The organism is Pseudomonas sp. AC247 (genome assembly GCF_979258015.1).
This window is the reverse complement of record NZ_OZ409829.1, coordinates 112,525-137,951: the sequence shown is the minus strand read 5'-3', so window position 1 is coordinate 137,951 and position 25,427 is coordinate 112,525. Positions and strand designations below refer to the sequence as shown.

Annotated in this window: 25 protein-coding genes; 6 read left to right on the top strand and 19 right to left on the bottom strand. The window is 60.7% G+C overall.

What is annotated here, in order from left to right; all coding sequences use genetic code 11:
* Positions 1-81 precede the first annotated feature (81 nt).
* The 12 genes from lipA to ACZZ0B_RS00660 all read right to left on the bottom strand — a co-directional run bounded on the left by lipA (position 82) and on the right by ACZZ0B_RS00660 (position 11,546).
* A complete protein-coding gene (gene lipA, locus ACZZ0B_RS00715) occupies positions 82-1,080 on the bottom strand; it encodes a lipoyl synthase (protein ID WP_161806657.1) in 999 nt (332 codons plus the stop codon).
* A gap of 25 nt (positions 1,081-1,105) precedes the next feature.
* A complete protein-coding gene (gene lipB / locus ACZZ0B_RS00710; protein WP_463544171.1) occupies positions 1,106-1,753 on the bottom strand; it encodes a lipoyl(octanoyl) transferase LipB in 648 nt (215 codons plus the stop codon).
* Entirely contained in the window at positions 1,753-2,028 is a 276-nt protein-coding gene (locus tag ACZZ0B_RS00705) for a DUF493 domain-containing protein (protein ID WP_008087908.1), read from the bottom strand. The genes lipB and ACZZ0B_RS00705 overlap by 1 nt, the downstream gene beginning before the upstream one ends.
* Before the next feature lie 85 nt (positions 2,029-2,113).
* A complete protein-coding gene (locus tag ACZZ0B_RS00700) occupies positions 2,114-3,271 on the bottom strand; it encodes a D-alanyl-D-alanine carboxypeptidase family protein (RefSeq protein ID WP_008087907.1) in 1,158 nt (385 codons plus the stop codon).
* Between the two features lie 189 nt (positions 3,272-3,460).
* A complete protein-coding gene (locus ACZZ0B_RS00695; protein ID WP_007909599.1) occupies positions 3,461-4,471 on the bottom strand; it encodes a septal ring lytic transglycosylase RlpA family protein in 1,011 nt (336 codons plus the stop codon).
* On the bottom strand, positions 4,471-5,481 hold the full coding sequence (mltB, locus tag ACZZ0B_RS00690) for a lytic murein transglycosylase B (protein ID WP_008087906.1): 1,011 nt from the start codon (positions 5,479-5,481) through the stop codon (positions 4,471-4,473). Before mltB ends, ACZZ0B_RS00695 begins: the two co-directional genes overlap by 1 nt.
* Positions 5,482-5,498: 17 nt before the next feature.
* Positions 5,499-6,602 carry a rod shape-determining protein RodA gene (gene rodA / locus ACZZ0B_RS00685; protein ID WP_042704880.1) on the bottom strand — a complete coding sequence of 368 codons (1,104 nt, stop codon included), beginning with the start codon at positions 6,600-6,602 and terminating at the stop codon, positions 5,499-5,501.
* A 31-nt stretch (positions 6,603-6,633) separates the two neighbouring features.
* Entirely contained in the window at positions 6,634-8,529 is a 1,896-nt protein-coding gene (mrdA, locus tag ACZZ0B_RS00680; RefSeq protein ID WP_463544170.1) for a penicillin-binding protein 2, read from the bottom strand.
* Between the two features lie 10 nt (positions 8,530-8,539).
* Positions 8,540-9,007, bottom strand: a complete 468-nt coding sequence (gene rlmH / locus ACZZ0B_RS00675; RefSeq protein WP_003185785.1) for a 23S rRNA (pseudouridine(1915)-N(3))-methyltransferase RlmH — start codon at positions 9,005-9,007, stop codon at positions 8,540-8,542.
* Positions 9,008-9,016: 9 nt separating this feature from the next.
* Positions 9,017-9,511, bottom strand: a complete 495-nt coding sequence (gene rsfS / locus ACZZ0B_RS00670) for a ribosome silencing factor (RefSeq protein WP_008087903.1) — start codon at positions 9,509-9,511, stop codon at positions 9,017-9,019.
* 72 nt (positions 9,512-9,583) lie between these two features.
* Positions 9,584-10,306: a nicotinate-nucleotide adenylyltransferase gene (gene nadD / locus ACZZ0B_RS00665; RefSeq protein ID WP_463544169.1), complete on the bottom strand. Its 723-nt coding sequence runs from the start codon at positions 10,304-10,306 to the stop codon at positions 9,584-9,586.
* The gene (locus ACZZ0B_RS00660; protein WP_463544168.1) at positions 10,275-11,546 is read right to left on the bottom strand and encodes a glutamate-5-semialdehyde dehydrogenase; all 1,272 of its coding nucleotides are present in this window, start codon (positions 11,544-11,546) and stop codon (positions 10,275-10,277) included. Before ACZZ0B_RS00660 ends, nadD begins: the two co-directional genes overlap by 32 nt.
* A 177-nt stretch (positions 11,547-11,723) precedes the next feature.
* On the opposite strand from ACZZ0B_RS00660, the gene ACZZ0B_RS00655 reads away from it, so the two are divergent.
* Both ACZZ0B_RS00655 and ACZZ0B_RS00650 read left to right on the top strand, forming a co-directional pair.
* Positions 11,724-12,419, top strand: a complete 696-nt coding sequence (locus ACZZ0B_RS00655; protein ID WP_463546900.1) for a DNA-3-methyladenine glycosylase — start codon at positions 11,724-11,726, stop codon at positions 12,417-12,419.
* Between the two features lie 117 nt (positions 12,420-12,536).
* Positions 12,537-13,853, top strand: a complete 1,317-nt coding sequence (locus ACZZ0B_RS00650; protein WP_008085115.1) for a bifunctional DedA family/phosphatase PAP2 family protein — start codon at positions 12,537-12,539, stop codon at positions 13,851-13,853.
* A gap of 91 nt (positions 13,854-13,944) precedes the next feature.
* On the opposite strand, the gene ACZZ0B_RS00645 is transcribed toward ACZZ0B_RS00650, so the two are convergent.
* Genes ACZZ0B_RS00645 through ACZZ0B_RS00635 form a run of 3 tightly spaced genes read right to left on the bottom strand, consistent with a single transcriptional unit; the run spans position 13,945 to position 15,624 of the window.
* Positions 13,945-14,535, bottom strand: a complete 591-nt coding sequence (locus ACZZ0B_RS00645) for an LON peptidase substrate-binding domain-containing protein (protein ID WP_008085113.1) — start codon at positions 14,533-14,535, stop codon at positions 13,945-13,947.
* Positions 14,536-14,545: 10 nt separating this feature from the next.
* Complete coding sequence (locus ACZZ0B_RS00640) at positions 14,546-15,262, bottom strand: LrgB family protein (RefSeq protein WP_008085111.1); 717 nt, start codon at positions 15,260-15,262, stop codon at positions 14,546-14,548.
* Positions 15,262-15,624, bottom strand: coding sequence for a CidA/LrgA family protein (locus ACZZ0B_RS00635; RefSeq protein WP_463544167.1), 363 nt, complete (start codon positions 15,622-15,624; stop codon positions 15,262-15,264). Before ACZZ0B_RS00635 ends, ACZZ0B_RS00640 begins: the two co-directional genes overlap by 1 nt.
* Positions 15,625-15,814: 190 nt before the next feature.
* Here ACZZ0B_RS00635 and ACZZ0B_RS00630 point away from each other — a divergent pair, with 190 nt between their 5' ends.
* From ACZZ0B_RS00630 to ACZZ0B_RS00620, 3 genes are all read left to right on the top strand, one after another.
* The gene (locus tag ACZZ0B_RS00630; protein WP_007909575.1) at positions 15,815-16,270 is read left to right on the top strand and encodes a MaoC family dehydratase; all 456 of its coding nucleotides are present in this window, start codon (positions 15,815-15,817) and stop codon (positions 16,268-16,270) included.
* A gap of 102 nt (positions 16,271-16,372) precedes the next feature.
* Positions 16,373-18,100 carry a C13 family peptidase gene (locus tag ACZZ0B_RS00625; protein WP_463544166.1) on the top strand — a complete coding sequence of 576 codons (1,728 nt, stop codon included), beginning with the start codon at positions 16,373-16,375 and terminating at the stop codon, positions 18,098-18,100.
* 27 nt (positions 18,101-18,127) lie between these two features.
* Positions 18,128-18,769, top strand: a complete 642-nt coding sequence (locus ACZZ0B_RS00620) for an oxidoreductase (RefSeq protein WP_008083662.1) — start codon at positions 18,128-18,130, stop codon at positions 18,767-18,769.
* Positions 18,770-18,897: 128 nt separating this feature from the next.
* Here the strand turns inward: ACZZ0B_RS00620 and ACZZ0B_RS00615 are convergent, their stop codons facing one another.
* From ACZZ0B_RS00615 to ACZZ0B_RS00600, 4 genes are all read right to left on the bottom strand, one after another.
* Positions 18,898-19,182 carry a YceK/YidQ family lipoprotein gene (locus ACZZ0B_RS00615; RefSeq protein WP_463544165.1) on the bottom strand — a complete coding sequence of 95 codons (285 nt, stop codon included), beginning with the start codon at positions 19,180-19,182 and terminating at the stop codon, positions 18,898-18,900.
* Positions 19,175-19,822: a flavin prenyltransferase UbiX gene (gene ubiX / locus ACZZ0B_RS00610; RefSeq protein ID WP_158956780.1), complete on the bottom strand. Its 648-nt coding sequence runs from the start codon at positions 19,820-19,822 to the stop codon at positions 19,175-19,177. Before ubiX ends, ACZZ0B_RS00615 begins: the two co-directional genes overlap by 8 nt.
* On the bottom strand, positions 19,819-21,168 hold the full coding sequence (mpl, locus tag ACZZ0B_RS00605; RefSeq protein ID WP_008083666.1) for a UDP-N-acetylmuramate:L-alanyl-gamma-D-glutamyl-meso-diaminopimelate ligase: 1,350 nt from the start codon (positions 21,166-21,168) through the stop codon (positions 19,819-19,821). Before mpl ends, ubiX begins: the two co-directional genes overlap by 4 nt.
* Positions 21,169-21,353: 185 nt before the next feature.
* Positions 21,354-23,264, bottom strand: coding sequence for a sigma-54-dependent Fis family transcriptional regulator (locus ACZZ0B_RS00600; protein ID WP_463544164.1), 1,911 nt, complete (start codon positions 23,262-23,264; stop codon positions 21,354-21,356).
* Positions 23,265-23,644: 380 nt separating this feature from the next.
* Between ACZZ0B_RS00600 and exaC the strand changes: the two genes are divergently transcribed.
* Positions 23,645-25,165 carry an acetaldehyde dehydrogenase ExaC gene (gene exaC / locus ACZZ0B_RS00595; RefSeq protein WP_463544163.1) on the top strand — a complete coding sequence of 507 codons (1,521 nt, stop codon included), beginning with the start codon at positions 23,645-23,647 and terminating at the stop codon, positions 25,163-25,165.
* The last annotated feature ends 262 nt before the right edge of the window (positions 25,166-25,427 follow it).

The window sequence follows — 25,427 nt, the reverse complement described above, 5'->3', positions numbered from 1 at the left end:
GCGCACACAGTAGTCAGGAAAGCAGGCAAAAAAAAGCCCGCCGGACTTAAAGCCACGGCGGGCATTTTATTCAGCGCTGAATCAGGAACCCATCAACTCAGCCTTGACCAGCTTCGCTTGCTCGTCAGCGTGGTACGAAGAACGCACCAGCGGGCCGGAAGCGACGTTTTTGAAGCCCATCTTGTAACCTTCCTCGGCGAACCAGGCGAAGGTGTCCGGGTGCACGAAACGCTGCACCGGCAAGTGGCTGCGCGACGGTTGCAGGTACTGACCGAGGGTCAGCATGTCGATGTCGTGTTCGCGCATGCGCTTCATGACTTCGATGACTTCCTCGTCGGTCTCGCCCAGACCCAGCATCAGGCCGGATTTGGTCGGAATGTGCGGCATCATCTGCTTGAAGCGTTGCAGCAGAGTCAGCGACCACTGGTAATCCGAACCCGGACGCGCAGCCTTGTACAGGCGCGGCACGGTTTCCAGGTTGTGGTTGAACACATCCGGCGGCTCGGCGGCGGTGATTTCCAGCGCGACGTCCATGCGGCCACGGTAGTCCGGGACCAGGGTCTCGAGCTGCACGTTCGGCGACAGTTTGCGGATTTCGCGGATGCAGTCAGCAAAGTGCTGGGCACCACCGTCGCGCAGGTCGTCGCGGTCAACCGAAGTAATCACCACGTACTTGAGCTTGAGGTCGGCGATGGCGATGGCCAGGCTTTCCGGCTCGTTGACGTCCAGTGGCTTCGGACGCCCGTGGCCAACGTCGCAGAACGGGCAGCGACGGGTGCAGATGTCGCCCATGATCATGAAGGTCGCGGTGCCGCCGGAGAAGCACTCACCCAGATTCGGGCAGGACGCTTCTTCGCAGACGCTGTGCAGCTTGTGTTTACGCAGCAGGCTCTTGATACGGTCGACTTCCGGCGAAACCGGGATGCGCACACGAATCCAGTCAGGCTTCTTCGGCAGTTCGGTGGTCGGAATGATCTTTACCGGGATGCGTGCAACCTTCTCGGCGCCGCGCAGCTTGACGCCGGCTTCTACCTTGGGACGCGGGGCCGGGCGCTCGGTCACGTCGAGCGTCGGGATCATGGTTTGCACTGCATCAGTAGTCATATCAGTCGATTCCGCCCGTCAGGGTCGTCTGCTCAGCATAGTCGAGGTGTTTGACGAGCTGCGCACGCAGCCGGGCACTTACCTCGGCAAATTCAATCGATCCTGCGTGATCGCTCAGCTGGGTCATCGCCAGCCCGGCATAGCCGCAGGGATTAATCCGTCGAAACGGTTCCAGGTTCATATCCACGTTCAGGGCCAGGCCATGAAAGGAACAACCGTGGCGAATCCGCAAACCCAGAGAAGCGATTTTTGCTCCATCGACATAGACGCCGGGAGCATCTGGCTTGGCTGCAGCGGTAACGCCGTAGCTGGCCAGCAGTTCAATCAGGCAAAGCTCCATGCGGCTGACCAGATCGCGCACGCCGAAACCCAGCTTGCGCACATCCAGTAACAGGTAAGCCACCAATTGGCCGGGGCCATGATAAGTCACCTGGCCGCCACGATCGACCTGCACCACCGGGATATCTCCCGGCAGCAGCAAGTGTTCGGCCTTGCCGGCCTGGCCCTGAGTGAACACCGGCGGGTGTTCGACGAGCCAGATTTCGTCGGCGGCATAGCTGCCGCGTTCGTTGGTAAAGCGTTGCATGGCATGCCAGACCGGCTCGTAAGCCATCTGGCCGAGCTCACGAAAGCCCAGCGTGCCCTGCATCACAACACCATGTGCACGAAACCGGTTGCCCGCAGTTCGCTGTTGATGTTGTACAGCTGATCCTGATCGGTCGCGACGATGTGCAACTGGATGGTGGTGTATTTGCCGTTGCTGCTCGAACGCTCGTCGACACGCTCATCGTTAATCTTCGCGAATTTCTTCACGATTTCGATGATCTTGTCTTTGTGGCCAACCCCCGTGTCGCTGATCACCTTAACCGGATAATCAACCTGGGGAAATTCGATCTTTGGCGCCTTTACTTCGGTATCGGTCATGGCGTAACGGCCTCTTGAGCGCAAGCCGTGATAACGCGCATGGCCCCGCACCGGATCGGGGCGGGGCCATGCAGGTCAACACAAATCAGTTGAACAAGCCGTAGAAGAATAGACGGATGCTATCCCACATGCGGCGGAAGATACCACCCTCCTCGACGCCATCCAGAGCGATCAGGTCAGCGCTGTGCACGACCTTGTCTTCCAGTTTGACTTCGACTTTACCGATCACGTCGCCCTTGGCGATTGGCGCGGTCAGTTGCGGGTTCATGGTCATGCTGGCAGCGAGCTTCTTCAGCTGGCCTTTTGGCAGGGTCATGGTCAGGTCTTCAGCCAGGCCGGCCTTGACTTGATTGGTGGTGCCTTTCCACACCGGAGCCTGAGCCAGTTCGGTGCCCTTCTGATAGAAGGTCTGGGTTTCGAAGAAGCGGAAACCGTAAGTCAGCAGCTTCTGGGTTTCAGCGGCGCGAGCCACTTCGCTGTTTGTACCGAACACCACCGCGATCAGGCGCTGGCCGTCACGTACCGCCGAGGACACCATGCAGTAGCCGGCTTCGTCGGTGTGACCGGTTTTCAGACCGTCAACGGTCTTGTCGCGCCATAGCAGCAGGTTACGGTTAGGTTGCTTGATGCCGTTCCAGAAGAACTCTTTCTGCGAGTAGATCGCGTAGTGAGCCGGGTCTTCGTGGATGATTGCACGGGCCAGGATTGCCATGTCGTGAGCCGACGAGTAGTGCTCAGGGTTTGGCAGGCCGGTCGGGTTCATGAAGTGGGTGTTGCTCATGCCCAGATCAGTCACCGTCTTGTTCATCAGGTCGGCGAACGCATCTTCGCTACCGGCGATGTGCTCGGACAGGGCGACGCTGGCGTCGTTGCCGGACTGGATGATGATGCCGTGCAGCAAGTCGCTGACAGTCACCTGCGAGCCGACTTTGATGAACATCCGCGAACCGCCGGTGCGCCAGGCGTTTTCGCTGACGGTCACCGGATCGTTTTCACCAATCTGGCCACGACGGATTTCCAGGGTCGCGATGTACGCGGTCATCAGCTTGGTCAGGCTGGCCGGCGGCAGACGCTGGTCGCCATTGTTCTCGACCAGCACGTTGCCGCTGCTGGCATCCATCAGAACGTAGGCTTTAGCGGCCAGTTGTGGTGGCGACGGCATCATCTCGGCCGCGAAGGCGGCTGGCGAGAGGAGCAGCGGGACTAGCAGACACAGGCGTTTGGCAAAGGTGGTGATGTTCATCCGTCTCTCGAAATCGCTAATGGAAACTGTCCTTGCGGACAAAATTTAATCAGATGGCTTTCTAACGAGCCATCGCGTGTTCAGTTGCTCACTCCAGTCACCCTTGCCGGGCTTTTGTTCTTCGACGAGCCAACAACCTGATTCACCCCCCAATCGCTGGTGAACCGTCAATCAAGATCTACGTTTTGCTTACTCGGTGACCACGCTTGGCGAACCAAGGTTGGCCAGGCGCACGCTGTTCTGCACCTGGGCAATTTCACCCGGCGAGCCGATCGGCCCCAGACGTACCCGATGCAGGGTCTGCTGATTGCGCACGATCGAACTGATGAACACCGGAGCGCTCACCATCCCGCTGAGCTTCGACCTCAGGAGTTCTGCAGCGTCCGGGTTGGCGAACGCGCCCACCTGCAGATACTGGCCAGTTGCTGTTGCAGAAGCGTTTTTTTTTGCACTCATCGGCACCGGTACGGTGTCAGAGGCGTGTTGTTGCGGTGGCGGCGTCCACTGCTCGACGGTGCCGGCCGAGGCCGTAATCACCGGCGCGCTGTTCTGCGCGACCTGCGGCTCGTTGAGCATCAACGGTGCCGGACGGCCCTTGGCAGCCCAGTATTGCTGCGGATCGATGCCTTCAACCTTGACCCGCGCAGTGCCGGTTTCGGCGTAACCGAGTTTTTTCGCGGCCGCGTAAGACAAGTCGATGATGCGATCGGAATAGAACGGCCCACGGTCGTTGACCCGCAGGATCACCGTGCGGTTGTTGTCCAGGTTGGTCACCCGAACGTAACTTGGCAGTGGCAATGTCTTGTGGGCGGCACTCATGCCGTACAGGTCGTAAACCTCGCCATTGGCGGTGTTCTGACCGTGAAACTTGGTGCCGTACCAGGACGCCGTGCCGGAGGCGACGTAGGTCTTGGATTCCTGCAACGGGAAGTAGGTTTTGCCCAGTACGGTGTAAGGGTTGGCCTTGTACGGGCCGGTGTGCAGGGTCGGCGTGGCATCAGGGATGCGCGAAACATCGACGTCCCACCACGGCGCGCCATCTTTGTGCGCGCGATTGATGTCCAGGCCCGGCTGCGCTCGCACAGCGGTATTGGAGGTTTTCGGCGTCGGGGAACGGCTGGTCGTGCAGCTGGCGACCAGTACCGCCAACGCAGCAAATGCCACCAGCTTCAGGGGTTTATTATTAGGCAATGCCCGCATTACTTGACGCCCCGTGCTTGTACCAGCTGTTCAGACAGTTGATGTACGGCCATGGCGTACATCACGCTGCGGTTATAACGCGTGATCGCGTAGAAATTCTTCAGGCCCATCCAGTATTCAGGGCCGTTGTCGCCTTCGAGGCGAAATGCAGTCACCGGCATATCATCGCGCAGCGCATCATGACTTGACCAGCCCAGCGCCCGCAACTCTCCAACCGTCTTCGTCGGCTCGATGCCGGTGGTCAGGCCTTCATCGACCTGCTCGCCACGGACATCGGCGCGGCTGACCACCGGCTCACCGGCGACCCAGCCGTGACGCTTGAAATAGCTGGCAACGCTGCCGATCGCATCGTCCGGGTTGTTCCAGATATTGATGTGGCCGTCACCGTCGAAATCCACCGCATAGGCGCGAAAGCTGCTCGGCATGAACTGCGGCAGGCCCATGGCCCCGGCGTACGAACCTTTGAGGGTCAATGGATCGACCTGCTCTTCGCGCGCCAGCAGGAGGAACTCACGCAGTTCCTTGCGGAAAAATTCGGCACGGGGAGGATAGTCGAAACCGAGCGTCGACAAGGCATCGATCACCCGGTAATTACCGGTATTACGTCCGAAAAACGTTTCAACGCCGATGATCGACACGATGACTTGCGCCGGCACGCCATATTCCTGCTCGGCGCGAGCCAGCGTTGCCTCGTGCTGACGCCAGAAGTCGACACCGCGGGCAATGCGCGCGTCGGTGATGAACATCGGGCGGTATTCTTTCCACTGCTTGACCCGTTCGGCAGGTCGGGAGATCGCATCGAGAATCGCCTGCTTGCGTTGAGCCTCGCGGAACACCGCCATCAGTTGCTCACCGGCGAAACCGTAGTCGCGGGTCATTTCACCGACGAACTCGGCCACCTGAGGTGAGCCTTCGTACTCGCCGGCCAGCGCTTCCTGCATGCTGCCCAGGAGGCCCATCAGGCCTACCACTGGCGCGCATCGAGTCGCCCAGCCACGCATTACTTGCATTGAACTCTTCACCTTATTCAAACCTGTGCGATCCACTTGCGATGGGTATGGATCGACATCAAAACCCCAAACGCTGACAGCAGCGTCACCAGCGAAGTTCCTCCGTAGCTAATGAACGGCAACGGTACCCCTACGACCGGCAACAGGCCACTGACCATACCGATGTTGACGAAAACGTAAACAAAAAACGTCATGGTCAACGCACCGGCGAGCAATTTGCCGAACAGCGTCTGTGCCTGAGCGGTGATCACCAGCCCTCGGCCAATCAGCAACAGGTAAATCAGCAGCAGCGCACAAATACCCACCAGGCCGAACTCTTCGCCGAGTACCGCGATGATGAAGTCGGTGTGGCTTTCCGGGAGGAAGTCGAGGTGCGACTGGGTGCCGAGCAGCCAGCCTTTGCCGAACACGCCGCCGGAACCGATCGCGGCTTTCGACTGAATGATGTTCCAGCCGGTGCCGAGCGGGTCGCTTTCCGGATCGAGGAAGGTCAGGATTCGCTGCTTCTGGTAGTCGTGCATGATGAAAAACCACATCGCCACCGACACCGGGATCGCCGCCGCCAGCACACTGAGAATCCAGCGCCAGCGCAGCCCGCCCATGAACAGCACGAATGCACCGCCCGCGAGAATCAGCAGCGAAGTGCCGAGGTCAGGCTGGCGGACGATCAGGATGAACGGCACACCGATCAGCATCAGGCTGATGCCGACGTGCTTGAGTTGCGGCGGCAACGTGCGCTTGGACAGGTACCAGGCGATGGTCGCCGGCATCAGGATCTTCATGAATTCCGAGGGCTGGAAGCGGATCACCCCGGGAATGTTGATCCAGCGCGTGGCGCCCATGGCGTTGTGGCCCATGATGTCCACCACCAACAGCAACACCACGCCGATGACATAACCGAGCGGCACCCAGCGCGCCATGAAACGCGGCTCGAACTGGGCGATGACGATCATCGACACCAGGCCGATGCCGAACGAGGTAGCCTGTTTGGCCAGCAGGTCCCAGCTCTTGCCGCTGGCCGAATACAGCACGAACAGGCTGCCGGCGGCGAGAATCAGCAGCAGGATCAGCAACGGACCATCGATATGCAGTCTTTGCAGCAGCGTCGCGCGGCGACGCATCACATCCTCACTGGAGAGCATGCGATCAAAGTTATTCATCACGGGCCGTAGCCTCCGCACTGATTGGGCTGGCGTATTCGGCCTTCAAACGTCCGTCCTGATCGAGCAGCCAGGCGTCCATGACCTGACGCACCACGGGCGCGGCGACACCGGAGCCGGATTCACCGTTCTCGACCATCACCGACACGACGATGCGTGGGTCATCGGCCGGGGCAAAGCCGACGAACAAGGCGTGGTCGCGATGACGCTCCTGAACCTTGGAGCGGTCGTATTTCTCGCCCTGCTTGATCGCGACGACCTGAGCCGTACCCGATTTGCCGGCGATACGGTACTGCGCGCCGATGGCCGCTTTGCGCGCGGTACCACGAGCGCCGTGCATCACTTGCTGCATGCCGTGGTTGACCTTGGTCCAGTCCGACGGATCACGCAGGATAATGTCCGGCATCGGGTTTTCATCCACCGGCTTCACCCCTTCGAGGGATTTCGCCAGGTGCGGACGGTTCCAGATGCCTTTGTTGGCGACCAGCGCCGTGGCCTGGGCCAGTTGCAGCGGAGTCGATTGCATGTAGCCCTGGCCGATCCCGAGGATCAGGGTTTCGCCAGGGAACCACGCCTGTTTGCGCGTCGCTCGCTTCCATTCGCGGGACGGCATCAGGCCGGGGGATTCTTCGAACATGTCCAGCGAGACCTTCTGGCCGATGCCGAACTTGTTCATGTAAGCCGACAGCCGATCGATGCCCAGCTTGTGCGCCAGGTCATAGAAGTAGGTGTCGTTGGACCGCATGATCGCCGTGTCGAGGTCGACGAAACCGTCGCCCGTACGGTTCCAGTTACGGTATTTGTGATCGTAGTTGGGCAGCATGTAGTAGCCCGGGTCGAACACTCGGCTCGACGCCGTCACCACACCGGAATCAAGACCGGCAATCGCTACCGCCGGTTTGATCGTTGAACCCGGCGGATACAGACCGCGCAATACACGGTTGAACAACGGCCGGTCGATCGAATCACGCAACTCGGCGTACGCCTTAAAGCTGATCCCGGTGACGAACAGGTTCGGGTCGAAGCTCGGCTGACTGACCATCGCCAGCACCTCGCCGGTCTTCGGATCGAGCGCAACCACCGCGCCACGACGCCCGCCCAATGCCGCCTCGGCCGCTTCCTGCAATTTGATGTCCAGACTGAGGACGATGTCCTTGCCGGGAATCGGGTCGGTGCGCTTGAGCACCCGCAACACGCGGCCGCGAGCGTTGGTCTCGACTTCTTCGTAACCGACCTGACCGTGCAATTCCGGCTCGTAGAAACGCTCGATGCCGGTTTTGCCGATGTGATGGGTGCCACTGTAGTTGACCGGATCGAGGGTTTTCAGCTCTTTCTCGTTGATCCGCCCCATGTAGCCCACCGAGTGCGCAAAATGCGCGCCTTGCGGGTAGTGACGAACCAGCTGTGCGACCACTTCCACGCCTGGCAGGCGGAATTGGTTAACAGCGATGCGGGCGATCTGCTCCTCGGTCAGCTCGAACAGGATCGGCACCGGTTCGAACGGCCGGCGCCCCTGACGCATGCGTTTCTCGAAGATAACCCGGTCCTCGGGCGTCAGCTCCAGCACTTCGACGATGACGTCGAGCACCTGCGGCCAGTCGCCGGAGCGCTCGCGGGTCATGCTCAGGCTGAAGCTTGGACGGTTGTCCGCCACCACCACGCCGTTGCGGTCGAAAATCAGCCCGCGCGTCGGCGGAATCGGCTGCACATGGACGCGGTTGTTTTCCGACAGTGTCGAGTGGTACTCGTACTGGATCACCTGCAAGTAATACAGCCGCGCAATCAGCACGCCGATCAGCAACATGATCGCAATGGCCCCGAACACGACGCGGCTACGCACCAGGCGTGCGTCCTTTTCGTGGTCCTTGATGCGGATCGGCTGAGACATGAGGGCAGGCTTACTTGTGGTAAGGGTGACCGGACAGCACGGTCCAGGCACGATACAACTGTTCGCCGATCAGGATCCGCACCAACGGGTGCGGCAACGTCAGCGGCGACAACGACCAGCGCTGATCGGCGCGGGCGCAGACTTCAGGCGCCAGCCCTTCCGGGCCACCGACCATGAAATTGACCGTGCGCGAATCCAGCCGCCAGCGATCGAGTTCGACCGCCAGCTGTTCGGTGCTCCAGGGTTTGCCGTGGACTTCCAGCGTGACGATCCGCTCGTTCGGCCCGACCTTGGCCAGCATGGCTTCGCCTTCCTGGCGGATGAAACGGGCCACGTCGGCATTCTTGCCACGGGTATTGAGCGGTATTTCCACCAGTTCGAGCGCCAGCTCGGATGGAAGACGCTTGGCATATTCATGCCAGCCTTCTTCCACCCATTTGGGCATGCGTGAACCGACGGCGATCAGGCGCAGTCGCACAGCAATCCCTTACAGCTGGTCTTTGTTGAGCTTGGTGAAATGCTCGTGGGTGTTTTCCGGGCTGTGGTGCTTGGCGTCGGCCGCGCGGCTTTGCTCGGCACCGGCCCACAGGCGTTCCAGGTCGTAGAACTGACGCGCCGAGGCAGTCATCATGTGCACGATCACCAGGTCCAGGTCCAACAGCACCCAGTCGCTGTCGCCCTTGCCTTCTTCGCCCAGCGGCTTGGCGCCCTGCTTTTTGACTTCTTCGCGAACCTTGTCGAGCATCGCGTTGATCTGGCGGTTGGACGTACCGGTGGCGATGATCATGTAGTCGGTGATGCTCTGCTTGTCGCGAACATCGATGATCTGAATGTCTTGCGCCTTGACGTCTTCCAGGGCTGCAACGGCAATCTTGACCAGTTCGTCGCCTTTGAGCGGCTCATTGGTGTTGACCGGCTCTGGCAGCGGGGCGCTCTTGAATGTGCCTTTGCGCTTTACTTTGGTTTGGTCTTTGTCAGTCATATAAAACTCGTTTTGCTCATATATTCGGCGGCTTGGCGATACGTGGATTCGTATCAGTGAAGCACGCCTTGCTCAGTTCGACGCACGGTAAAGACCGTGCGCATCGATGTAGGCCAGGACCGCGTCGGGCACCAGGAAACGTACCGACTTACCGCTGGCCAGCAGTTGACGGATCTGGGTGGCGGAAACCGCGAGCGGCGTCTGCCAGACGAATGCAATCTGTCCGCTCGGCCCTTTCAGGGCCAGCGGGTCGCTCACCGAACGCGCTGCCAGCAGGTTGCGCAAGGCATCCGGCGGTTCGCTGTCGGCGTCCGGGCGCTGTAGCACCAGGATGTGGCAATGCTGGAGCAACTCTTCCCAGCGATGCCAAGTGGGCAGGCCGCAAAATGCGTCCCAGCCCAAAAGCAGAAAAACCTGGGTCTCGGCGGGCATTTCAGCACGCATCAACTCCAGGGTATCAATGGTGTAAGACGGCTTGTCCCGCTGCAATTCGCGGGCGTCTACCACCAGTGGCGGCACTCCGGCCACCGCGCACTCGACCATCGCCAGCCGATCCTGCGCCGACACTTGCGGCGTATTGCGATGCGGCGGCCGTGCACTCGGCGTCAGCCGCAACTCATCGAGCGCCAGCGCTTCGGCGACTTCCAGGCCACCGCGCAAATGGCCGATGTGCACCGGGTCGAACGTACCGCCCAGCACGCCAATGCGCCGTGGGCGGGACTCGCTGCCGGGCTGCGGCGCTGTCAGGTCGAGGTCGGACAAGTCAGACCATCGCCTGGCCGCGCAACTGGCCATCACCGACCACGATGTACTTCTCGCAGGTCAGTCCTTCGAGGCCCACCGGGCCGCGGGCGTGCAGCTTATCAGTAGAAATGCCGATCTCGGCACCCAATCCGTATTCAAATCCATCGGCGAAGCACGTCGGGGTGTTGATCATCACCGACGCCGAGTCGACTTCCGCGACAAAACGACGGGTGTCGGCAAGGTTTTCGCTGACGATCGAGTCGGTGTGATGGGAGCCGTAATGGTTGATGTGCTTGATCGCCTGGTCCAGCCCGTCGACCACGCGGATCGACAAAATCGGCGCCAGATATTCAGTGTTCCAGTCTTCTTCGCTGGCCGCGACCGCTTCGATGATCGCCCGGGTGCGCTCGCAGCCGCGCAGTTCGACGCCTCTTTCGCGGAACTGGGCAGCCATCGACGGCAGGAAATCCTTGGCGACTGTTTGATCGACCAGCAGCGTCTCCATCGCACCGCAAATACCGTAACGGTAAGTCTTGGCATTGAAGGCGATGCGCTGGGCTTTCGGCAGATCGGCGTGGGCACTGACGTAAACGTGGCAGATGCCGTCCAGATGCTTGATCACCGGCACGCGGGCATCGCGGCTGATGCGCTCGATCAGGCCACGGCCACCGCGCGGCACGATCACGTCGACGTACTCGGGCATGGTGATCATCGCGCCAACGGCGGCACGGTCGGTGGTTTCGACCACTTGCACCACGGCGGCAGGCAATTCAGCCTCGGCCAGACCGCGCTGAATGCACGCGGCAATCGCCCGGTTAGAGTGAATCGCTTCGGAGCCGCCACGCAGGATTGTGGCGTTGCCGGACTTCAGGCACAGGCTGGCGGCATCGATGGTCACGTTCGGCCGGGATTCGTAGATGATCCCGATCACGCCCAGCGGCACGCGCATCTTGCCGACCTGAATGCCCGACGGACGGAAGCTCATGTCACGGATCGCACCGACCGGGTCCGGCAGTGCCGCCACCTGACGCAGGCCGACGATCATGCCGTCGATACGCGCCGGGGTCAGCTCCAGACGTTCCAGCAGTGCCGGCTCCAGGCCGTTGGCGCGACCGGCGGCCAGATCCTGTTCATTGGCTGCAGCAAGCTCGGCGCGCGCAGCGTCGAGGGCATTGGCAGCAGCCTGCAAGGCGCGGTTTTTCTGCGCGGTGCTGGCACGGCCGATGACCCGGGAAGCTTCGCGGGCGGCGCGACCCAATCGGGTCATGTAGTCAAGAACGGACTCAGTCATGGTCTGCTGGGGTCTTGGCAAAGAGGAAAGCGGCAGATTATAGCTGTCGCGTCCCGGGACTAACAGCGGTGACGGGCGGATGGTCAAAATGAGCCGCGAATCGCCGACGTTCAGGCGTAATTAAGCCGCGCATTGTTATCATTACGACCTCTTCAGCCTGGATAAACCTTGCCTGCCATGTCCAACCTGACCGCTCGCTCCCACGCCGAACGCCTGCCGCTGGGGCTCCCGGACACTTTTTTTGACCGGGACGCCCAAGTGCTGGCCAAGGAATTGCTCGGCAAAGTCATCCGCCATCGCGTCGGCGATCTGTGGCTCAGCGCGCGGATCATCGAAACCGAAGCCTATTACTGCGCGGAAAAAGGCAGCCACGCGTCCCTCGGCTACACGGAAAAGCGTAAGGCTTTGTTTCTGGATGGCGGGCACATCTATATGTATTACGCCCGTGGCGGCGATTCGCTGAACTTCAGCGCGCAAGGACCGGGCAACGCGGTATTGATCAAATCCGCCTATCCATGGGTCGATGAAATCAGCGGCCCGGCCAGTCTGGCGCAGATGCTCTTGAACAACCCCGATGCGCAGGGCCGTGCGCGACCGTCGCAGAAGCTCTGCGCCGGGCAAACGTTACTGTGCAAGGCGCTGGGACTGAAAGTGCCGGTGTGGGACGCCAAACGTTTCGATCATGAAGTTCTTCTGGTAGAAGACACCGGGCCTGCACCCTCGCACATCATTCAGACCACCCGACTGGGCATCCCCCATGGCCGGGACGAACACCTGATGTACCGCTTCGTCGACGCGACTTACGCGCAATGGTGCACGCGGAACCCGCTGCGACGCGGCCAGGTCGAAGGCCGCGACTATTTCCTGCTGTAAACACACACTCAGGTAGGAGCTGCCGAAGGCTGCGATCTCTTGATCTTTTGAAAAGCAAAGATCGCAGCCTTCGGCAGCTCCTACAGGGGGAAAATCAATGGTTTGGAGTTTTTTGGTATGGGCCCATGGCTCGATAGCGTAACCGGTTGGCTGGCGGCCAACCCGCAGTGGCTGGCCGCCGCGGTGTTCATCGTCGCGTGTGTGGAATGCCTGGCGATTGCCGGTTTGATCGTGCCCGGCACGGTGTTGTTGTTTGCCGTGGCCGTGCTGGCCGGCAGCGGCGCGCTGTCATTGAGCGAAACCTTGCTGCTGGGTTTCCTCGGCGGGATTCTCGGTGATTTGATCTCGTACTTCCTCGGCCGCCACTTCCACCAGAACATCCGCCGTCTGCCGGGGCTGCGCCATCACCCGGAGTGGATGGCCGGTGCCGAAAGCTACTTCCAGCGTTACGGCATCGCCAGCCTGCTGGTCGGGCGCTTTATCGGCCCGTTGCGGCCGATGCTGCCAATGGTTGCCGGCATGTGCGACATGCCCTTCCCGCGTTTCGCCGCTGTCAGCCTGCTGGCCGCCGCTGGCTGGAGCCTTGCTTACCTGCTGCCCGGCTGGGCCACGGGCGCGGCCATTCGCCTGCCCCTGCCGGAAGGTTTCTGGCTGCAAGCCGGGATTGTCGCGGCCAGCATTGCCGTGATGGTCGGCCTCAGCGTCAACAGCAGCCTGCGCCGCCATCGCCGCGCGACGATCTGGATCAGCAGCATGAGCCTGTTGATCCTGATTGGCCTGTTCATCGGTTATCCCTACCTGACGGCCCTCGATCAAGGCGTGATGACGCTGGTGCAAGAACATCGCCAGCCGATGCTCGATGAAATCGCCGTGACGTTCACCCTGATCGGCGAATTCCGCAACATGCTGATGTTCAGTGCCCTGCTCACCGGCCTGTTGCTGCTGTGCCGACAGTGGCGCCAGGCAATCTTTGCTGGCGGCGTGTTGCTCTGCACCGCGTTGCTGAATACCGGCACTAAAATGTTTTTCGCTCGGGTGCGCCCGGAAGTGCTGAGCGATCCGCTGACCAGTTACAGCATGCCCAGCGGCCACGCTTCCGGCGCGTTTGCGCTGTTTCTGGTGCTGGCCGTTCTGGCAGGTCGGGGACAACCACCGCGCATGCGCCTGACCTGGCTGTTTGTCGGCTGCATTCCGGCCCTGTCGATTGCCTTGTCGCGGGTTTATCTGGGGGCGCATTGGCCGACGGACATCCTCGCCGGGGCGATGTTGGCGGCGTGCGTGTGTGCGGCGGGGTTGTGGCTGAGCCAGCGTAAACAGCCACTGAATGCCATGCCGTTCAAGGTCTGGTGGCTGATTTTGCCGGCGCTGGTGGTGTTGTTCAGTCTGTTTGTGTTTCGGCATTTGCCAAACACGATGTTGCGTTACGCTTATTGAAGGTCAAAAGATCGCAGCCTTCGGCAGCTCCTACATGAGTTCAGTGTTCGTCATGTAGGAGTTGCCGCAGGCTGCGATCTTTTGCGGTCGATCAGGCAAACAGTTCGCCCTGCAACTCATCAAGCAGCGCCTGGATCGCATCCAGTCGCTGCTGCGGATCGTCGAGTTGCAACAGGTCGATCTTGTCTTCCTCGGCAAACGGCAACAGATAGGCCAACTGATTGGCCAATGACTGCTGACCGAGCGCTTCGATGCCCATGTTCAAGGCTTCGACCATCGGGTGTTCTGCCAGCGCCTTGAGCAGCGCAACCAGGTCGGCGTCTTCGTCCTGCAGCGGTTGCTCGGGCTCGTCATCCAGCCACTCGACGTCGGCAAGAATCAACTGATCGCGCTGCACTTCAGTGCGCAACACATTGAACCGGCGCCCGCCCTGCACGCGAATCCCCAGCAAACCGTTGTCCTGCTGCTGGAAATCGGTGATGCGCGCCTCGCAGCCGACCAGCGCATAGCCCTCCGGCGCCAGCCCGACTTCACTGCCCTGCAGAATGCACACCACACCGAAACCACCGCCCTGTTTCATGCAGCGGCCGATCATGTCCAGGTAGCGCGCTTCGAAGATCTGCAAGTCGAGATTGCAACCAGGAAACAGCACTGTGTTCAGCGGGAAAAGCGGCAGACTCATAGACATTTCCTTACACCACCATCGACACCGCCAACGGCAGGAACACCGCCGTGGCCACGCCCATCAGACTCATCGCCAGCGCCGCGAAGGCACCGCATTCATCGCTCTCCTGCAACGCCACCGAGGTGCCGACGGCGTGCGCGGTCATGCCCAGCGCCATGCCGCGCGCCTCGGGGCTGTGCACGCCAAGTCGGGTCAACAGCGCCGGGCCGAAGATCGCGCCGATCACTCCGGTGATCAACACGAATACCGCTGCCAGCGCCGCGACGCCACCGATCTGTTCGGCCACCAGCATCGCAATCGGCGAGGTTACCGACTTCGGCGCCATGGTCATCAGGATCATGTGCTCGGCGCCAAACCACCAGCCCAAAAGCACGCCCATGCCGGTCGCCACCACGCCGCCTATCACCAGCGTAGTAAAAATCGGCCAGAACAATTGGCGGATGCGTTTGAGGTTGAGATACAGCGGCACTGCCAGCGCCACCGTGGCCGGGCCGAGCAGAATACTGAGGATCTCGGTGCTCTTGCGGTATTCGGCATAGGTCAGGCCGCAGCCGAGCAATACGCCGATCACCAACAGCATGGAGACCAGCACTGGTTGCAGAAAGATCCAGCGGGTTTTCTCGAACGCCGCCAGCACCAGTTGATAGGCGCCGAGAGTGATGCCGATGCCGAACAATGGATGATGGATTACCGAGGCCCAGGCACCTTGCCAGTCGAAGAGCATCAGGACTCCTCCGACCGGTTCGCGTGACGCTTGACCATGCGCTGCATCAGCACGCCGGCAAACGCCATCGAAAGGATCAGCGACAGCACCAACGCGCCGACAATCGCCCAGAAATCGGCGGCAATCGCCGTGGCATACACCATCACGCCAACCGCCGGCGGCACCAGCAGCAATGGCAGATAACGCAGCAAACTGCCGGCCGCGAGGTTCAGCGGCTCGCCGACTTCACCGCGAATAATCAGGAAGATCAGCAACAGCAGCAGGCCGATGATCGGCCCCGGCAGCACCGGCAACAGCAAATGATTGAGCGCCGTGCCGAGCAATTGAAACAGCACCAGCAGGGTCAGGCCACGTAACAACATCCGACTTCTCTCCCGTCTCTCTCCCGTTCATCGCCCGCATTATAAGCACGCCTGCGCTATGGATCGGCATTCGCCAAAAGCATGGTCGGTTGACCGGAGCAAATCGCCATGATGATCTACAGTGGTTCGCAGGGCGGTCAAATCCCCCACCTGAAAAACTATAAAACCGATGAACCCAAGGAGAGTCTCAATGCCCTATGTTCCCGTTGCAGAGCTCAAAGATTATGTCGGCAAGGAACTCGGACGTTCCGAATGGCTCACCATCGATCAGGAGCGTATCAACCTGTTCGCCGAAGCCACCGGGGATTATCAGTTCATTCACGTCGACCCGGTCAAAGCCGCGCAAACGCCATTTGGCAGCACCATTGCCCACGGTTTCCTGTCGTTGTCGCTGATCCCGAAATTGATGGAAGACATCCTCATCCTGCCGCAAGGCGTGAAGATGGTGGTCAACTATGGTCTGGACAGTGTGCGTTTCATCCAGCCGGTCAAGGTCAATTCGAAAGTTCGCCTGAAGGTCGACCTGGGCGAAGTGACCGAGAAAAAACCTGGCCAGTGGCTGCTCAAAGCCACCGCAACGCTGGAGATAGAAGGTTCGGACAAACCGGCCTACATCGCCGAGCCGCTGTCGCTCTGCTTCGTGTAAACGTTCCGGATGCGAAGCAGCGCACGCTGTTTCGCGTCACGTCTCTATTTATGCGACGCATAGCTGCGGCATACTCGGTCGCCTAATTGCCCGGATCCCGCTATGCGCTCACTTGCACGTCTTGCACCCCTTGCCTTGACCCTGATGCTCACCGCGTGCGGCGACGGCGAATCGCTGTTGCCGCCGGATGCGCGCCTGCCCGACGGCGGACGCTATCGCGGTGAACTGGTCGATGGCTTGCTGCAAGGTCAGGGACGCGTCGACTACCCCAATGGCAGCTGGTACGCCGGGCAGTTCGACAAGGGCCAATGGCATGGCCAGGGCGAATGGCACGGCAGCAACGGCGAGGTCTATCGCGGGCAGTTCCAGCTTGGGCTGTTCGACGGTCAGGGCAGCCTGACGACCAACGCCAGCAGTTACACCGGCGGTTTCAAGCAAGGTCGGCGTGACGGCGAAGGCACCCTGAAAGAAAACGCCATGACCTACCGGGGCGAATTCAAGGCTGATCAATATTCCGGGCTCGGCCGTCTGGAAATGGACGACGGCAGCTCCTATCAAGGTCAGTTCGCCCACGGCAAGCCCAACGGCGAAGGTCAGCGTGGCGACTCCAGCGGCAACACGTTCAGCGGACATTTCGTCAACGGTCAGTTGGAAGGCAACGGCACCTTCAACAGCGCTGACGGCGACATCTACGTCGGCGGCTTCAAGAACAATCAATTGCACGGCAAGGGCCGCTACGAAAACGCTGACGGCGATGTCTGGCTGGGCCAGTTCAAGGAAGGCGCGCTGACCGGCAAGGGCGAACTGATCGGCGCCGACGGCAGCCACTACATCGGCTCGTTCAGCGACTGGCGTTTCAGTGGGCCGGGCCGTTTGAATCTGTCTGATGGCAGTTTCTACATCGGCGGTTTCGACAACGACAGTTACTCGGGGCGCGGCACTTTAGTGCTCACCGATGGCAGCGTCATGAGCGGCACCTGGATCAACGGCCAGCGCGTGCGCGATGCCGATGGCAAGTTGCTGCCCGATACACTTGAGCTCGGTTTGCTTGCTCAGGGCCGCCTGCTCGAAGACGCCTTGGCCGCCATTCCCGCCTCGACCCCGGCGGTCGAGCTGTACACGCTGACCCTCGGCGGCGACGGCAAGCAGAGTGTGTTCCTGCGCGAATCCGATTATGTCGCCAACATGCTCAATACGCGCTTCGGCGCCTACAGCCAGATCCGTCTGGTCAACCACCGCGACCACCTCGGCGACCGGCCGATGGCCACCCGCGAGAACCTGCGCCGCGCCGCGCAAACCCTCGCTGAACGCAGCGGCCCGGAAGATTTGCTGTTTATCTACCTGACCAGCCACGGCACCGCCGAACATGAACTGGTGCTCGACCAGCCGCGCATGGAGCTGGCCGACCTGCCCGCCGACGAACTCGCTGCTGTGCTCGCGCCGCTGAAAAACCGCGACAAGATCATCGTCATTTCATCCTGCTACTCCGGCGGTTTCATCCCGGCGCTGAAAGACGAACGCACGCTGATCATGACTGCCTCGCGCGCCGATCGCGTGTCCTTCGGCTGCTCGGAAGAAGCCAATTTCACCTACTTCGGCGACGCGCTGTTCGCCCAGGCGCTGAACCAGACCGATGACCTGGAGCAAGCCTTCAAACTGGCCAAGGCCACCGTCGCCGAACGCGAACTGGCGGACAATTTCGAAGCCTCGGAGCCGCAGATCTGGGCGCCGAAAACCGTGTTGGCGCACTGGCAACTGCTGCGTAAACAGCAAGCAAGAAAAGCTTTGCAAAGTGCTGCATTGAACGACGGAGCGATAAAGAGCAACTAAGCTGAACAGTATCAAGGGAGAGACACTATGTACTTGACGCCTCAGCACGTATTGCTTGCCGGAGCCACCGGTTTGACCGGTGAACATCTACTCGACCGTTTGCTCAACGAGCCAACGATTTCTCGCGTGCTCGCCCCATCGCGTCGGCCGTTGGCGGAACATCCGCACCTGGAAAACCCGGTCGGCGATCCGCAGGTGTTTCTGCCGCAGCTCAGCGGCCGCGTCGATATCGCCTATTGCTGCCTCGGCACCACAATCAAACAGGCCGGTTCCGAAGCGGCGTTTCGCGCGGTCGATCTGGACATGGTCGTGGCGTTCGCCAAGCGTGCACGGGAGATGGGTGCGCGGCATCTGATTGTCATCAGCGCGATTGGCGCCGATCCGAAGTCGTCGGTTTTCTACAACCGGGTCAAAGGCGAAATGGAGCAGGCCTTGCGCGCGCAGGACTGGCCGCAACTGACCATTTGCCGACCTTCGCTGTTGTTGGGTGAACGCACGGAGCCACGTCTGGCCGAGCAGTTGGCCGGGCCGTTGTCGAAGCTGATTCCGGGCAAGTATCGTGGCATCGAGGCGTGCCAATTGGCGCGGGCGATGTGGCGATTGGCGCTGGAAGAGCAGGATGGGGTGCGGGTGATCGAGTCGGATGATTTGCGCAAACTCGGCAAATAGTTCCAGGACTTTGTGGTGAGGGGATTTATCCCCGTTCGGCTGCGCAGCAGTGGTCGCTGTTAAAATTTGGGGGTGCTTCGCACCCCAACGGGGATAAATCCCCTCGCCACAGGGGGTTGTGTTCGCTTCTACAATCCGCCTGTTGCCTGAAAACTCACGCCGATCACGGTAAGAAGCGACAACGGCAACAACAGCGTATCCAACAACGCACTGCCCGGCAGGTCCACCCCCGGATAGCTCGGCGCCTCAGCCCCGAAACGATCCATCGCGCAGCACCCGCCATTCAACGCATACAAGTCCAGCCGCGTCCCGGAGTACACCACTGGCGCTCCCGGTTTCGCCGCATCCAACGTGCGCGCCGTGGCGCACCCGTTCAGCAACAACGCCAGCCCGATGACCAGCAGCTTATTCATCGCTGCTCAAGTGATGCTCACCCCAACGCGGCAGCATGTCCTGCGGAATGCCCAGCAGATTGAGAATCCGCGCCACGACGAAATCGATCAAATCATCGATGGTCTGCGGCTGGTGATAGAAACCCGGCGACGCCGGCAGAATGGTCACGCCCATGTTCGACAGCTTGAGCATGTGTTCGAGATGAATGCTCGAATACGGCGCTTCACGCGGCACCAGAATCAACTGGCGGCGCTCCTTCAACGTCACATCAGCAGCGCGTTCGATCAGGTTGTTGCAAGCGCCCGTGGCAATCGCCGACAACGTTCCGGTGGAACATGGCACCACGACCATCGCCGCCGGTGCGCCGGAGCCCGAAGCCACCGGCGACATCCAGTCTTCCTTGCCGTACACGCGGATCTGCCCGGCGGCAGCCCCGGTGTATTCGGTGAGGAACGCCTGCATCGTCTGCGGTTTGGGCGGCAGCGTGACGTCGGTCTCGGTGGCCATGACCAATTGCGCAGCCTTGGAGATCAGAAAGTGCACTTCGCGATCTTCGCGCACCAGACAATCGAGCAGGCGCAAACCATACTGCGCGCCGGACGCACCGGTCATCGCCAGCGTGATGCGTTCCGGGCCATTGCTCTCAAAACGAGTGTTCATTGCAGCGCCTCGGCGAGTTTGCCGTGCAGGCCGCCGAAGCCGCCGTTGCTCATGATCACCACGTGAGTGCCGGGCTGGGCCTGGCTCTTCACGCGTTCGATGATGCCTTCCAGCGAATCGCTGACAATCGACGGCACGGTGCACAACGCAGCGGTGCCAGCCAAATCCCAACCGAGGTTGGCCGGGGCGTACCAGATCACCTGATCGGCATCGACCACGCTGGCCGGCAAGCCGTCACGGTGGGCGCCGAGCTTCATCGAGTTGGAGCGCGGTTCGATGATCGCGATCAGCGGCGCGTCGCCGATGCGTTTGCGCAGGCCATCGAGGGTGGTGGCAATGGCGGTCGGGTGGTGGGCGAAGTCGTCGTAAATGGTGATGCCGCGCACTTCGGCGACTTTCTCCATCCGGCGTTTGACGTTCTTGAACGCGCTCAACCCGGCGATACCCATCGATGGCACCACGCCAACATGCCGCGCCGCTGCCAAAGCTGCCAAGGCGTTGGCAACGTTGTGCTGACCGGTCAGCTCCCACTCGACGGTGCCTTGCGACACGCCTTCGAACATCACTTCGAACGCCGAGCCGTCTTCGCTCAGCAGTTTGACCTGCCACTGACCGCCGGCACCGGTGGTTTGCACCGGGGTCCAGCAGCCCATTTCGATCACACGCTGCAAGGCCGGCTCGGTGGTCGGATGGATGACCAGGCCTTCGCTCGGAATGGTGCGTACCAAGTGATGGAATTGCCGCTCGATCGCCGGCAGATCCGGGAAGATGTCGGCGTGATCGAACTCAAGATTGTTGAGGATCGCGGTGCGCGGACGGTAGTGAACGAACTTCGAGCGTTTGTCGAAGAAGGCGCTGTCGTATTCGTCGGCCTCGATCACGAAGAACGGCGTGCCGCCCAGTCGCGCCGACACCGAGAAATTCTGCGGCACGCCACCAATCAGGAAGCCCGGGCTCATGCCAGCGTGTTCCAGCACCCAGGCGAGCATGCTGCTGGTGGTGGTTTTGCCGTGAGTGCCGGCAACCGCCAGCACCCAGCGACCTTGCAGCACGTGGTCGGCCAGCCACTGCGGGCCGGAAACGTACGGCAGGCCTTTGTTCAGCACATATTCCACCGCCGGATTGCCGCGCGACATGGCATTGCCGATCACCACCAGATCCGGTGCCGGATCGAGCTGCGCCGGGTCGTAGCCTTGCGTCAGTTGAATGCCTTGGGCTTCAAGCTGCGTGCTCATTGGCGGATAGACGTTGGCGTCGGAGCCGGTCACGTGATGGCCCAACTCTTTGGCCAACACCGCCATCGAGCCCATGAAAGTCCCGCAGATACCCAGAATATGAATGTGCATAGTCGACCTCGTAAAACATGGCCGCAGGTTAGCGTAGGGAGGGGGAAATCGCACTCTTTAGCTGATGCCCCCACCTACACCACCACACAGGTAGGAGCTGACGAGTGCAACGAGGCTGCGATCTTTTGACCTTAAAAAAAACAAGATCAAAAGATCGCAGCGTGCCGCAGCTCCTACGGGGGGATTCAGGCGGTTCGGGCGATGCCGTGTTTGCGCAGCTTTCTGTAGAGGGTGTTGCGGCTCACGCCGAGTTGCTCAGCGGTGTGGGTCATGTGCCAGCGCGTGCGCTCCAGTGTATTGAGCAACGCCAATCGTTCGGCATCCTCGAGAGGTTGCTCGCAGGGAATGGATTCCACCGCTGCCGGGCGCACTTGCCGAATCATTGCCGGTAAATCCTCGATGCCGATCCGCCCTTCATCACACAATGCCGCCAAAGTGCGCAGCACATTGCGCAACTGCCGCACATTGCCCGGCCAGTTGAACGCCAGCAACGCCTGACGCGCCGACTCTTCGATGATGATCGTATCGCCGCCCGCCTCTTCGGCCAGCAAAAAATCCAGCAACTGCGACTTATCACTGCGCTCGCGTAATGCAGGCAACGCCACCTCCAGCCCATTCAAGCGGTAATACAGATCCTCACGGAAGCTGCCGTCGGCAACCCGCTCCAGCAGATTGCGGTGCGTGGCGCTGATGATCCGCACGTTGACCGACTCCGGCTCACCGCCGATCGGCACCACTTGCCGATCCTCCAGCACCCGCAACAAGCGCGTCTGCAAAGCCAACGGCATGTCGCCGATTTCATCGAGGAACAACGTACCGCCATCGGCCTGCTGCAACTTGCCGCGCATGCCGTCCTTGCGTGCGCCGGTGAAACTGCCGCCGCGATACCCGAACAGTTCGCTCTCGATCAAGCTCTCCGGGATCGCCGCGCAGTTGAGGGCGACGAAGGCTTTACTCGAACGCTGACTGGCCTGATGCACGGCCTTGGCGAAAGCTTCTTTGCCGGAGCCGGTTTCGCCGTTGATCAGCAGCGGCACATCACGCTCAAAAACACGCAGCGATTTGCGAAAGTCCGCCTGCAACGCCTCATCACCGAGACAGATGCCCGACAGCCGCGGAGCCTCAGCCACCATTGGCGCGGGCATGCTCGGCGTCGGTTTACGCGACTCACCGCGCAGCACCGCAAACAGATGGCGACCATCACGGGTGCGCAGCGGCCAACTGGCGCTGGCATTCGCGCTGGCGCGGCCGAGCAACTCATCCAGTGAACAATCGAAGAACGCCTCGACAGGTTTCCCCAATAGCCCGACGCGAATATGCCCGAGCAGGTTCAGTGCGCTCTGATTGACCGCACTGATCCGCCCTTCGCCGTCAAACGCCAGCAGCCCCTCGCTGAACAACCCGACAGACTCGGCCTGCAAGTGGAAACGCAGCAACCATTGGTTATCGAAACAGCGCAGGAAATAGCAGCTCTCAATCATCTTCGCCGACAGATTGACCAGCGCCATGGTGTGGAACTGGCTCTGCCGCGAGACATCGTGGCGGGCCGAGGACACGTCGAGTACCGCCAGCAATTCACCATGCGGGTCGAACACCGGGCTGGCCGAACAGGTCAGGCCGGTGTGACGCCCGCGAAAGTGTTCGTCCTGATGAATGGTCAGCGCCTGACGTTCGACCAGGCAGGTGCCGATGCCGTTGGTGCCTTCGCAGGCTTCGCTCCAGTCCGCCCCGAGCCAGAGGCCGGCGCGTTCGAAAATCTTGCGTTCGGCGGGCGCGGTGACGCAGTTGAGGATCACCCCGCGCGCATCGGTCAGCAGCACTGCGTGGCCGGCGCCGGACAGCTGTTGATGGAGGCTGCTCATTTCATTGCCGGCGATCTGCAGCACTTGTTGCAGACGTTCGCGGCTTTCGAGGACGCGGCCATGTTCGAGCACGGTCGGCGCCATGCTCAGCGCCGGGTCGAGGTGATAGTCCTCAAGACAGCGCAGCCACGAGCGGGCAATCGACGGATCGGCGCCGGGACCGTGCAGGTGCGGTTTGCCCTGACTGACGGTGAGGACCTGCCGGGCATGGCGACTCAAATGGTTGTCGTGCATTTCTTATTGTTCTCCATATTCCCCGTGTAGGAGCTGCCGCAGGCTGCGATCTTTTGATCTTGTATTTTTGAAGATCAAGATCAAAAGATCGCAGCCTGCGGCAGCTCCTACAGGGGTTGCTGTTGGCTGAGCATCCTCCAGCTCAAGCACCATTGCAATGCTGGCAAGACTGCCCGGTCACAGGCTGTGCCGAAAGCGGTACAAACTGTCACCCCACCTGTACCGAAACCGTCACAGGCACAATCCGCTCGTCCGACAAAAACCACGCAACACCTTGATTTGCCTGACCTGCACGGCAGTGGCCCGACCTTTGCTCTACGCTTATAGCAAGCGCACTTGCGCGTTTCTCTAATAAGTACAAAGCCAAGGAGAACATCATCATGCGTTACGCTCACCCCGGTACTGAAGGCGCCAAAGTCTCGTTCAAGAGCAAGTACGGTAACTACATCGGCGGCGAGTTCGTCGCACCTGTCAAAGGTCAGTACTTCACCAACACCTCGCCAGTGAATGGCCAGCCGATTGCCGAATTCCCGCGCTCCACTGCCGAAGACATCGACAAGGCACTGGACGCTGCTCACGCCGCTGCCGATGCCTGGGGTTCCACCTCCGTGCAGGCGCGCTCGCTGATCCTGCTGAAAATCGCCGACCGCATCGAACAGAACCTCGAACTGCTGGCGATCACCGAAACCTGGGACAACGGCAAAGCCATGCGCGAAACCCTCAACGCCGACATCCCGCTGGCTGCCGACCATTTCCGCTACTTCGCTGGCTGCCTGCGCGCCCAGGAAGGCAGCGCGGCCGAAATCGACGGCAACACTGTGGCCTATCACATTCATGAACCGCTGGGCGTGGTCGGCCAGATCATCCCGTGGAACTTCCCGATTCTGATGGCCGCGTGGAAACTTGCGCCAGCCTTGGCAGCAGGTAACTGCGTCGTGCTCAAACCAGCTGAGCAAACCCCGCTGGGCATCACCGTGCTGCTGGAACTGATTGGCGACCTGCTGCCACCGGGCGTGCTGAACATTGTTCAGGGCTATGGCAAAGAAGCCGGCGAAGCGCTGGCCACCAGCAAGCGTATCGCCAAGATCGCCTTCACCGGCTCGACCCCGGTGGGCTCGCACATCATGAAATGTGCGGCCGAGAACATCATTCCGTCTACCGTAGAGCTGGGCGGCAAATCGCCGAACATCTTCTTCGAAGACATCATGCAGGCCGAGCCGACCTTCATTGAGAAAGCCGCTGAAGGTCTGGTGCTGGCGTTCTTCAACCAGGGCGAAGTCTGCACTTGCCCATCGCGCGCACTGGTACAGGAATCGATCTACGACGAGTTCATGGCCGTCGTCATGAAGAAAGTCCTGCAAATCAAACGCGGCGATCCGCTGGACACCGACACCATGGTCGGCGCGCAGGCGTCCGAGCAGCAATTCGACAAGATTCTTTCATATCTGGAAATTGCCAAGGGCGAAGGCGCCGAGCTGTTGACCGGCGGCAAGGTGGAAAAACTCGAGGGCAATCTGTCGACCGGCTATTACATCCAGCCGACCCTGCTCAAGGGCACCAACAAAATGCGCGTGTTCCAGGAAGAGATCTTCGGGCCGGTGGTGAGTATCACCACGTTCAAGGATGAAGCCGAAGCGCTGGCGATCGCCAACGACACCGAGTTCGGCCTCGGCGCCGGCCTGTGGACCCGCGACATCAACCGCGCCTACCGCATGGGCCGTGCGATCAAGGCCGGTCGCGTGTGGACCAACTGCTACCACCTGTACCCGGCGCATGCTGCGTTTGGCGGTTACAAGAAGTCCGGCGTGGGACGTGAGACGCACAAGATGATGCTCGATCACTATCAGCAAACGAAAAACCTGCTGGTGAGCTACGACATCAATCCGTTGGGCTTCTTCTAAAACCTGAGGGCGACACGGATATTCCTGTGTCGCCCTCTCAATTGCTATCGCGAACAGGCTCACTCCTACATTTGCACCGCATTCCTACTGTAGGAGTGAGCCTGCTCGCGATCAGCATCCTGAATGACACAACACAAAAGATCTGGCCGCTCTGGCACGGCCCTTGCGTACCCGTCATTCAGGTTTTGCACTGAAATTGCCGCTGCGTGAACAGCACCCATCCACCCAACCGCCACACCCGCAAGTCCAAAAAATCGAACAA

Bases quoted from the DNA above. Each gene is read 5' to 3' on its own strand.
- mltB (WP_008087906.1), bottom strand. From the start codon at position 5,481: ATGCAAGTAATGCGTGGCTGGGCGACTCGATGCGCGCCAGTGGTAGGC.
- mrdA (WP_463544170.1), bottom strand. From the start codon at position 8,529: ATGTCTCAGCCGATCCGCATCAAGGACCACGAAAAGGACGCACGCCTG.
- ubiX (WP_158956780.1), bottom strand. From the start codon at position 19,822: ATGAACACTCGTTTTGAGAGCAATGGCCCGGAACGCATCACGCTGGCG.
- ACZZ0B_RS00645 (WP_008085113.1), bottom strand. From the start codon at position 14,535: ATGAGTCTGCCGCTTTTCCCGCTGAACACAGTGCTGTTTCCTGGTTGC.
- nadD (WP_463544169.1), bottom strand. From the start codon at position 10,306: ATGGCCAGTTGCGCGGCCAGGCGATGGTCTGACTTGTCCGACCTCGAC.
- ACZZ0B_RS00705 (WP_008087908.1), bottom strand. From the start codon at position 2,028: ATGACCGATACCGAAGTAAAGGCGCCAAAGATCGAATTTCCCCAGGTT.
- ACZZ0B_RS00635 (WP_463544167.1), bottom strand. From the start codon at position 15,624: ATGTTGTTACGTGGCCTGACCCTGCTGGTGCTGTTTCAATTGCTCGGC.
- ACZZ0B_RS00650 (WP_008085115.1), top strand. From the start codon at position 12,537: ATGGGCCCATGGCTCGATAGCGTAACCGGTTGGCTGGCGGCCAACCCG.
- ACZZ0B_RS00700 (WP_008087907.1), bottom strand. From the start codon at position 3,271: ATGAACATCACCACCTTTGCCAAACGCCTGTGTCTGCTAGTCCCGCTG.
- ACZZ0B_RS00615 (WP_463544165.1), bottom strand. From the start codon at position 19,182: ATGAATAAGCTGCTGGTCATCGGGCTGGCGTTGTTGCTGAACGGGTGC.
- ACZZ0B_RS00625 (WP_463544166.1), top strand. From the start codon at position 16,373: ATGCGCTCACTTGCACGTCTTGCACCCCTTGCCTTGACCCTGATGCTC.
- ACZZ0B_RS00600 (WP_463544164.1), bottom strand. From the start codon at position 23,264: ATGCACGACAACCATTTGAGTCGCCATGCCCGGCAGGTCCTCACCGTC.
- ACZZ0B_RS00655 (WP_463546900.1), top strand. From the start codon at position 11,724: ATGTCCAACCTGACCGCTCGCTCCCACGCCGAACGCCTGCCGCTGGGG.
- ACZZ0B_RS00630 (WP_007909575.1), top strand. From the start codon at position 15,815: ATGCCCTATGTTCCCGTTGCAGAGCTCAAAGATTATGTCGGCAAGGAA.
- ACZZ0B_RS00660 (WP_463544168.1), bottom strand. From the start codon at position 11,546: ATGACTGAGTCCGTTCTTGACTACATGACCCGATTGGGTCGCGCCGCC.
- ACZZ0B_RS00640 (WP_008085111.1), bottom strand. From the start codon at position 15,262: ATGCTCTTCGACTGGCAAGGTGCCTGGGCCTCGGTAATCCATCATCCA.
- rodA (WP_042704880.1), bottom strand. From the start codon at position 6,602: ATGCGTCGCCGCGCGACGCTGCTGCAAAGACTGCATATCGATGGTCCG.
- mpl (WP_008083666.1), bottom strand. From the start codon at position 21,168: ATGCACATTCATATTCTGGGTATCTGCGGGACTTTCATGGGCTCGATG.
- exaC (WP_463544163.1), top strand. From the start codon at position 23,645: ATGCGTTACGCTCACCCCGGTACTGAAGGCGCCAAAGTCTCGTTCAAG.
- rsfS (WP_008087903.1), bottom strand. From the start codon at position 9,511: ATGACTGACAAAGACCAAACCAAAGTAAAGCGCAAAGGCACATTCAAG.
- ACZZ0B_RS00695 (WP_007909599.1), bottom strand. From the start codon at position 4,471: ATGCGGGCATTGCCTAATAATAAACCCCTGAAGCTGGTGGCATTTGCT.
- lipB (WP_463544171.1), bottom strand. From the start codon at position 1,753: ATGCAGGGCACGCTGGGCTTTCGTGAGCTCGGCCAGATGGCTTACGAG.
- ACZZ0B_RS00620 (WP_008083662.1), top strand. From the start codon at position 18,128: ATGTACTTGACGCCTCAGCACGTATTGCTTGCCGGAGCCACCGGTTTG.
- lipA (WP_161806657.1), bottom strand. From the start codon at position 1,080: ATGATCCCGACGCTCGACGTGACCGAGCGCCCGGCCCCGCGTCCCAAG.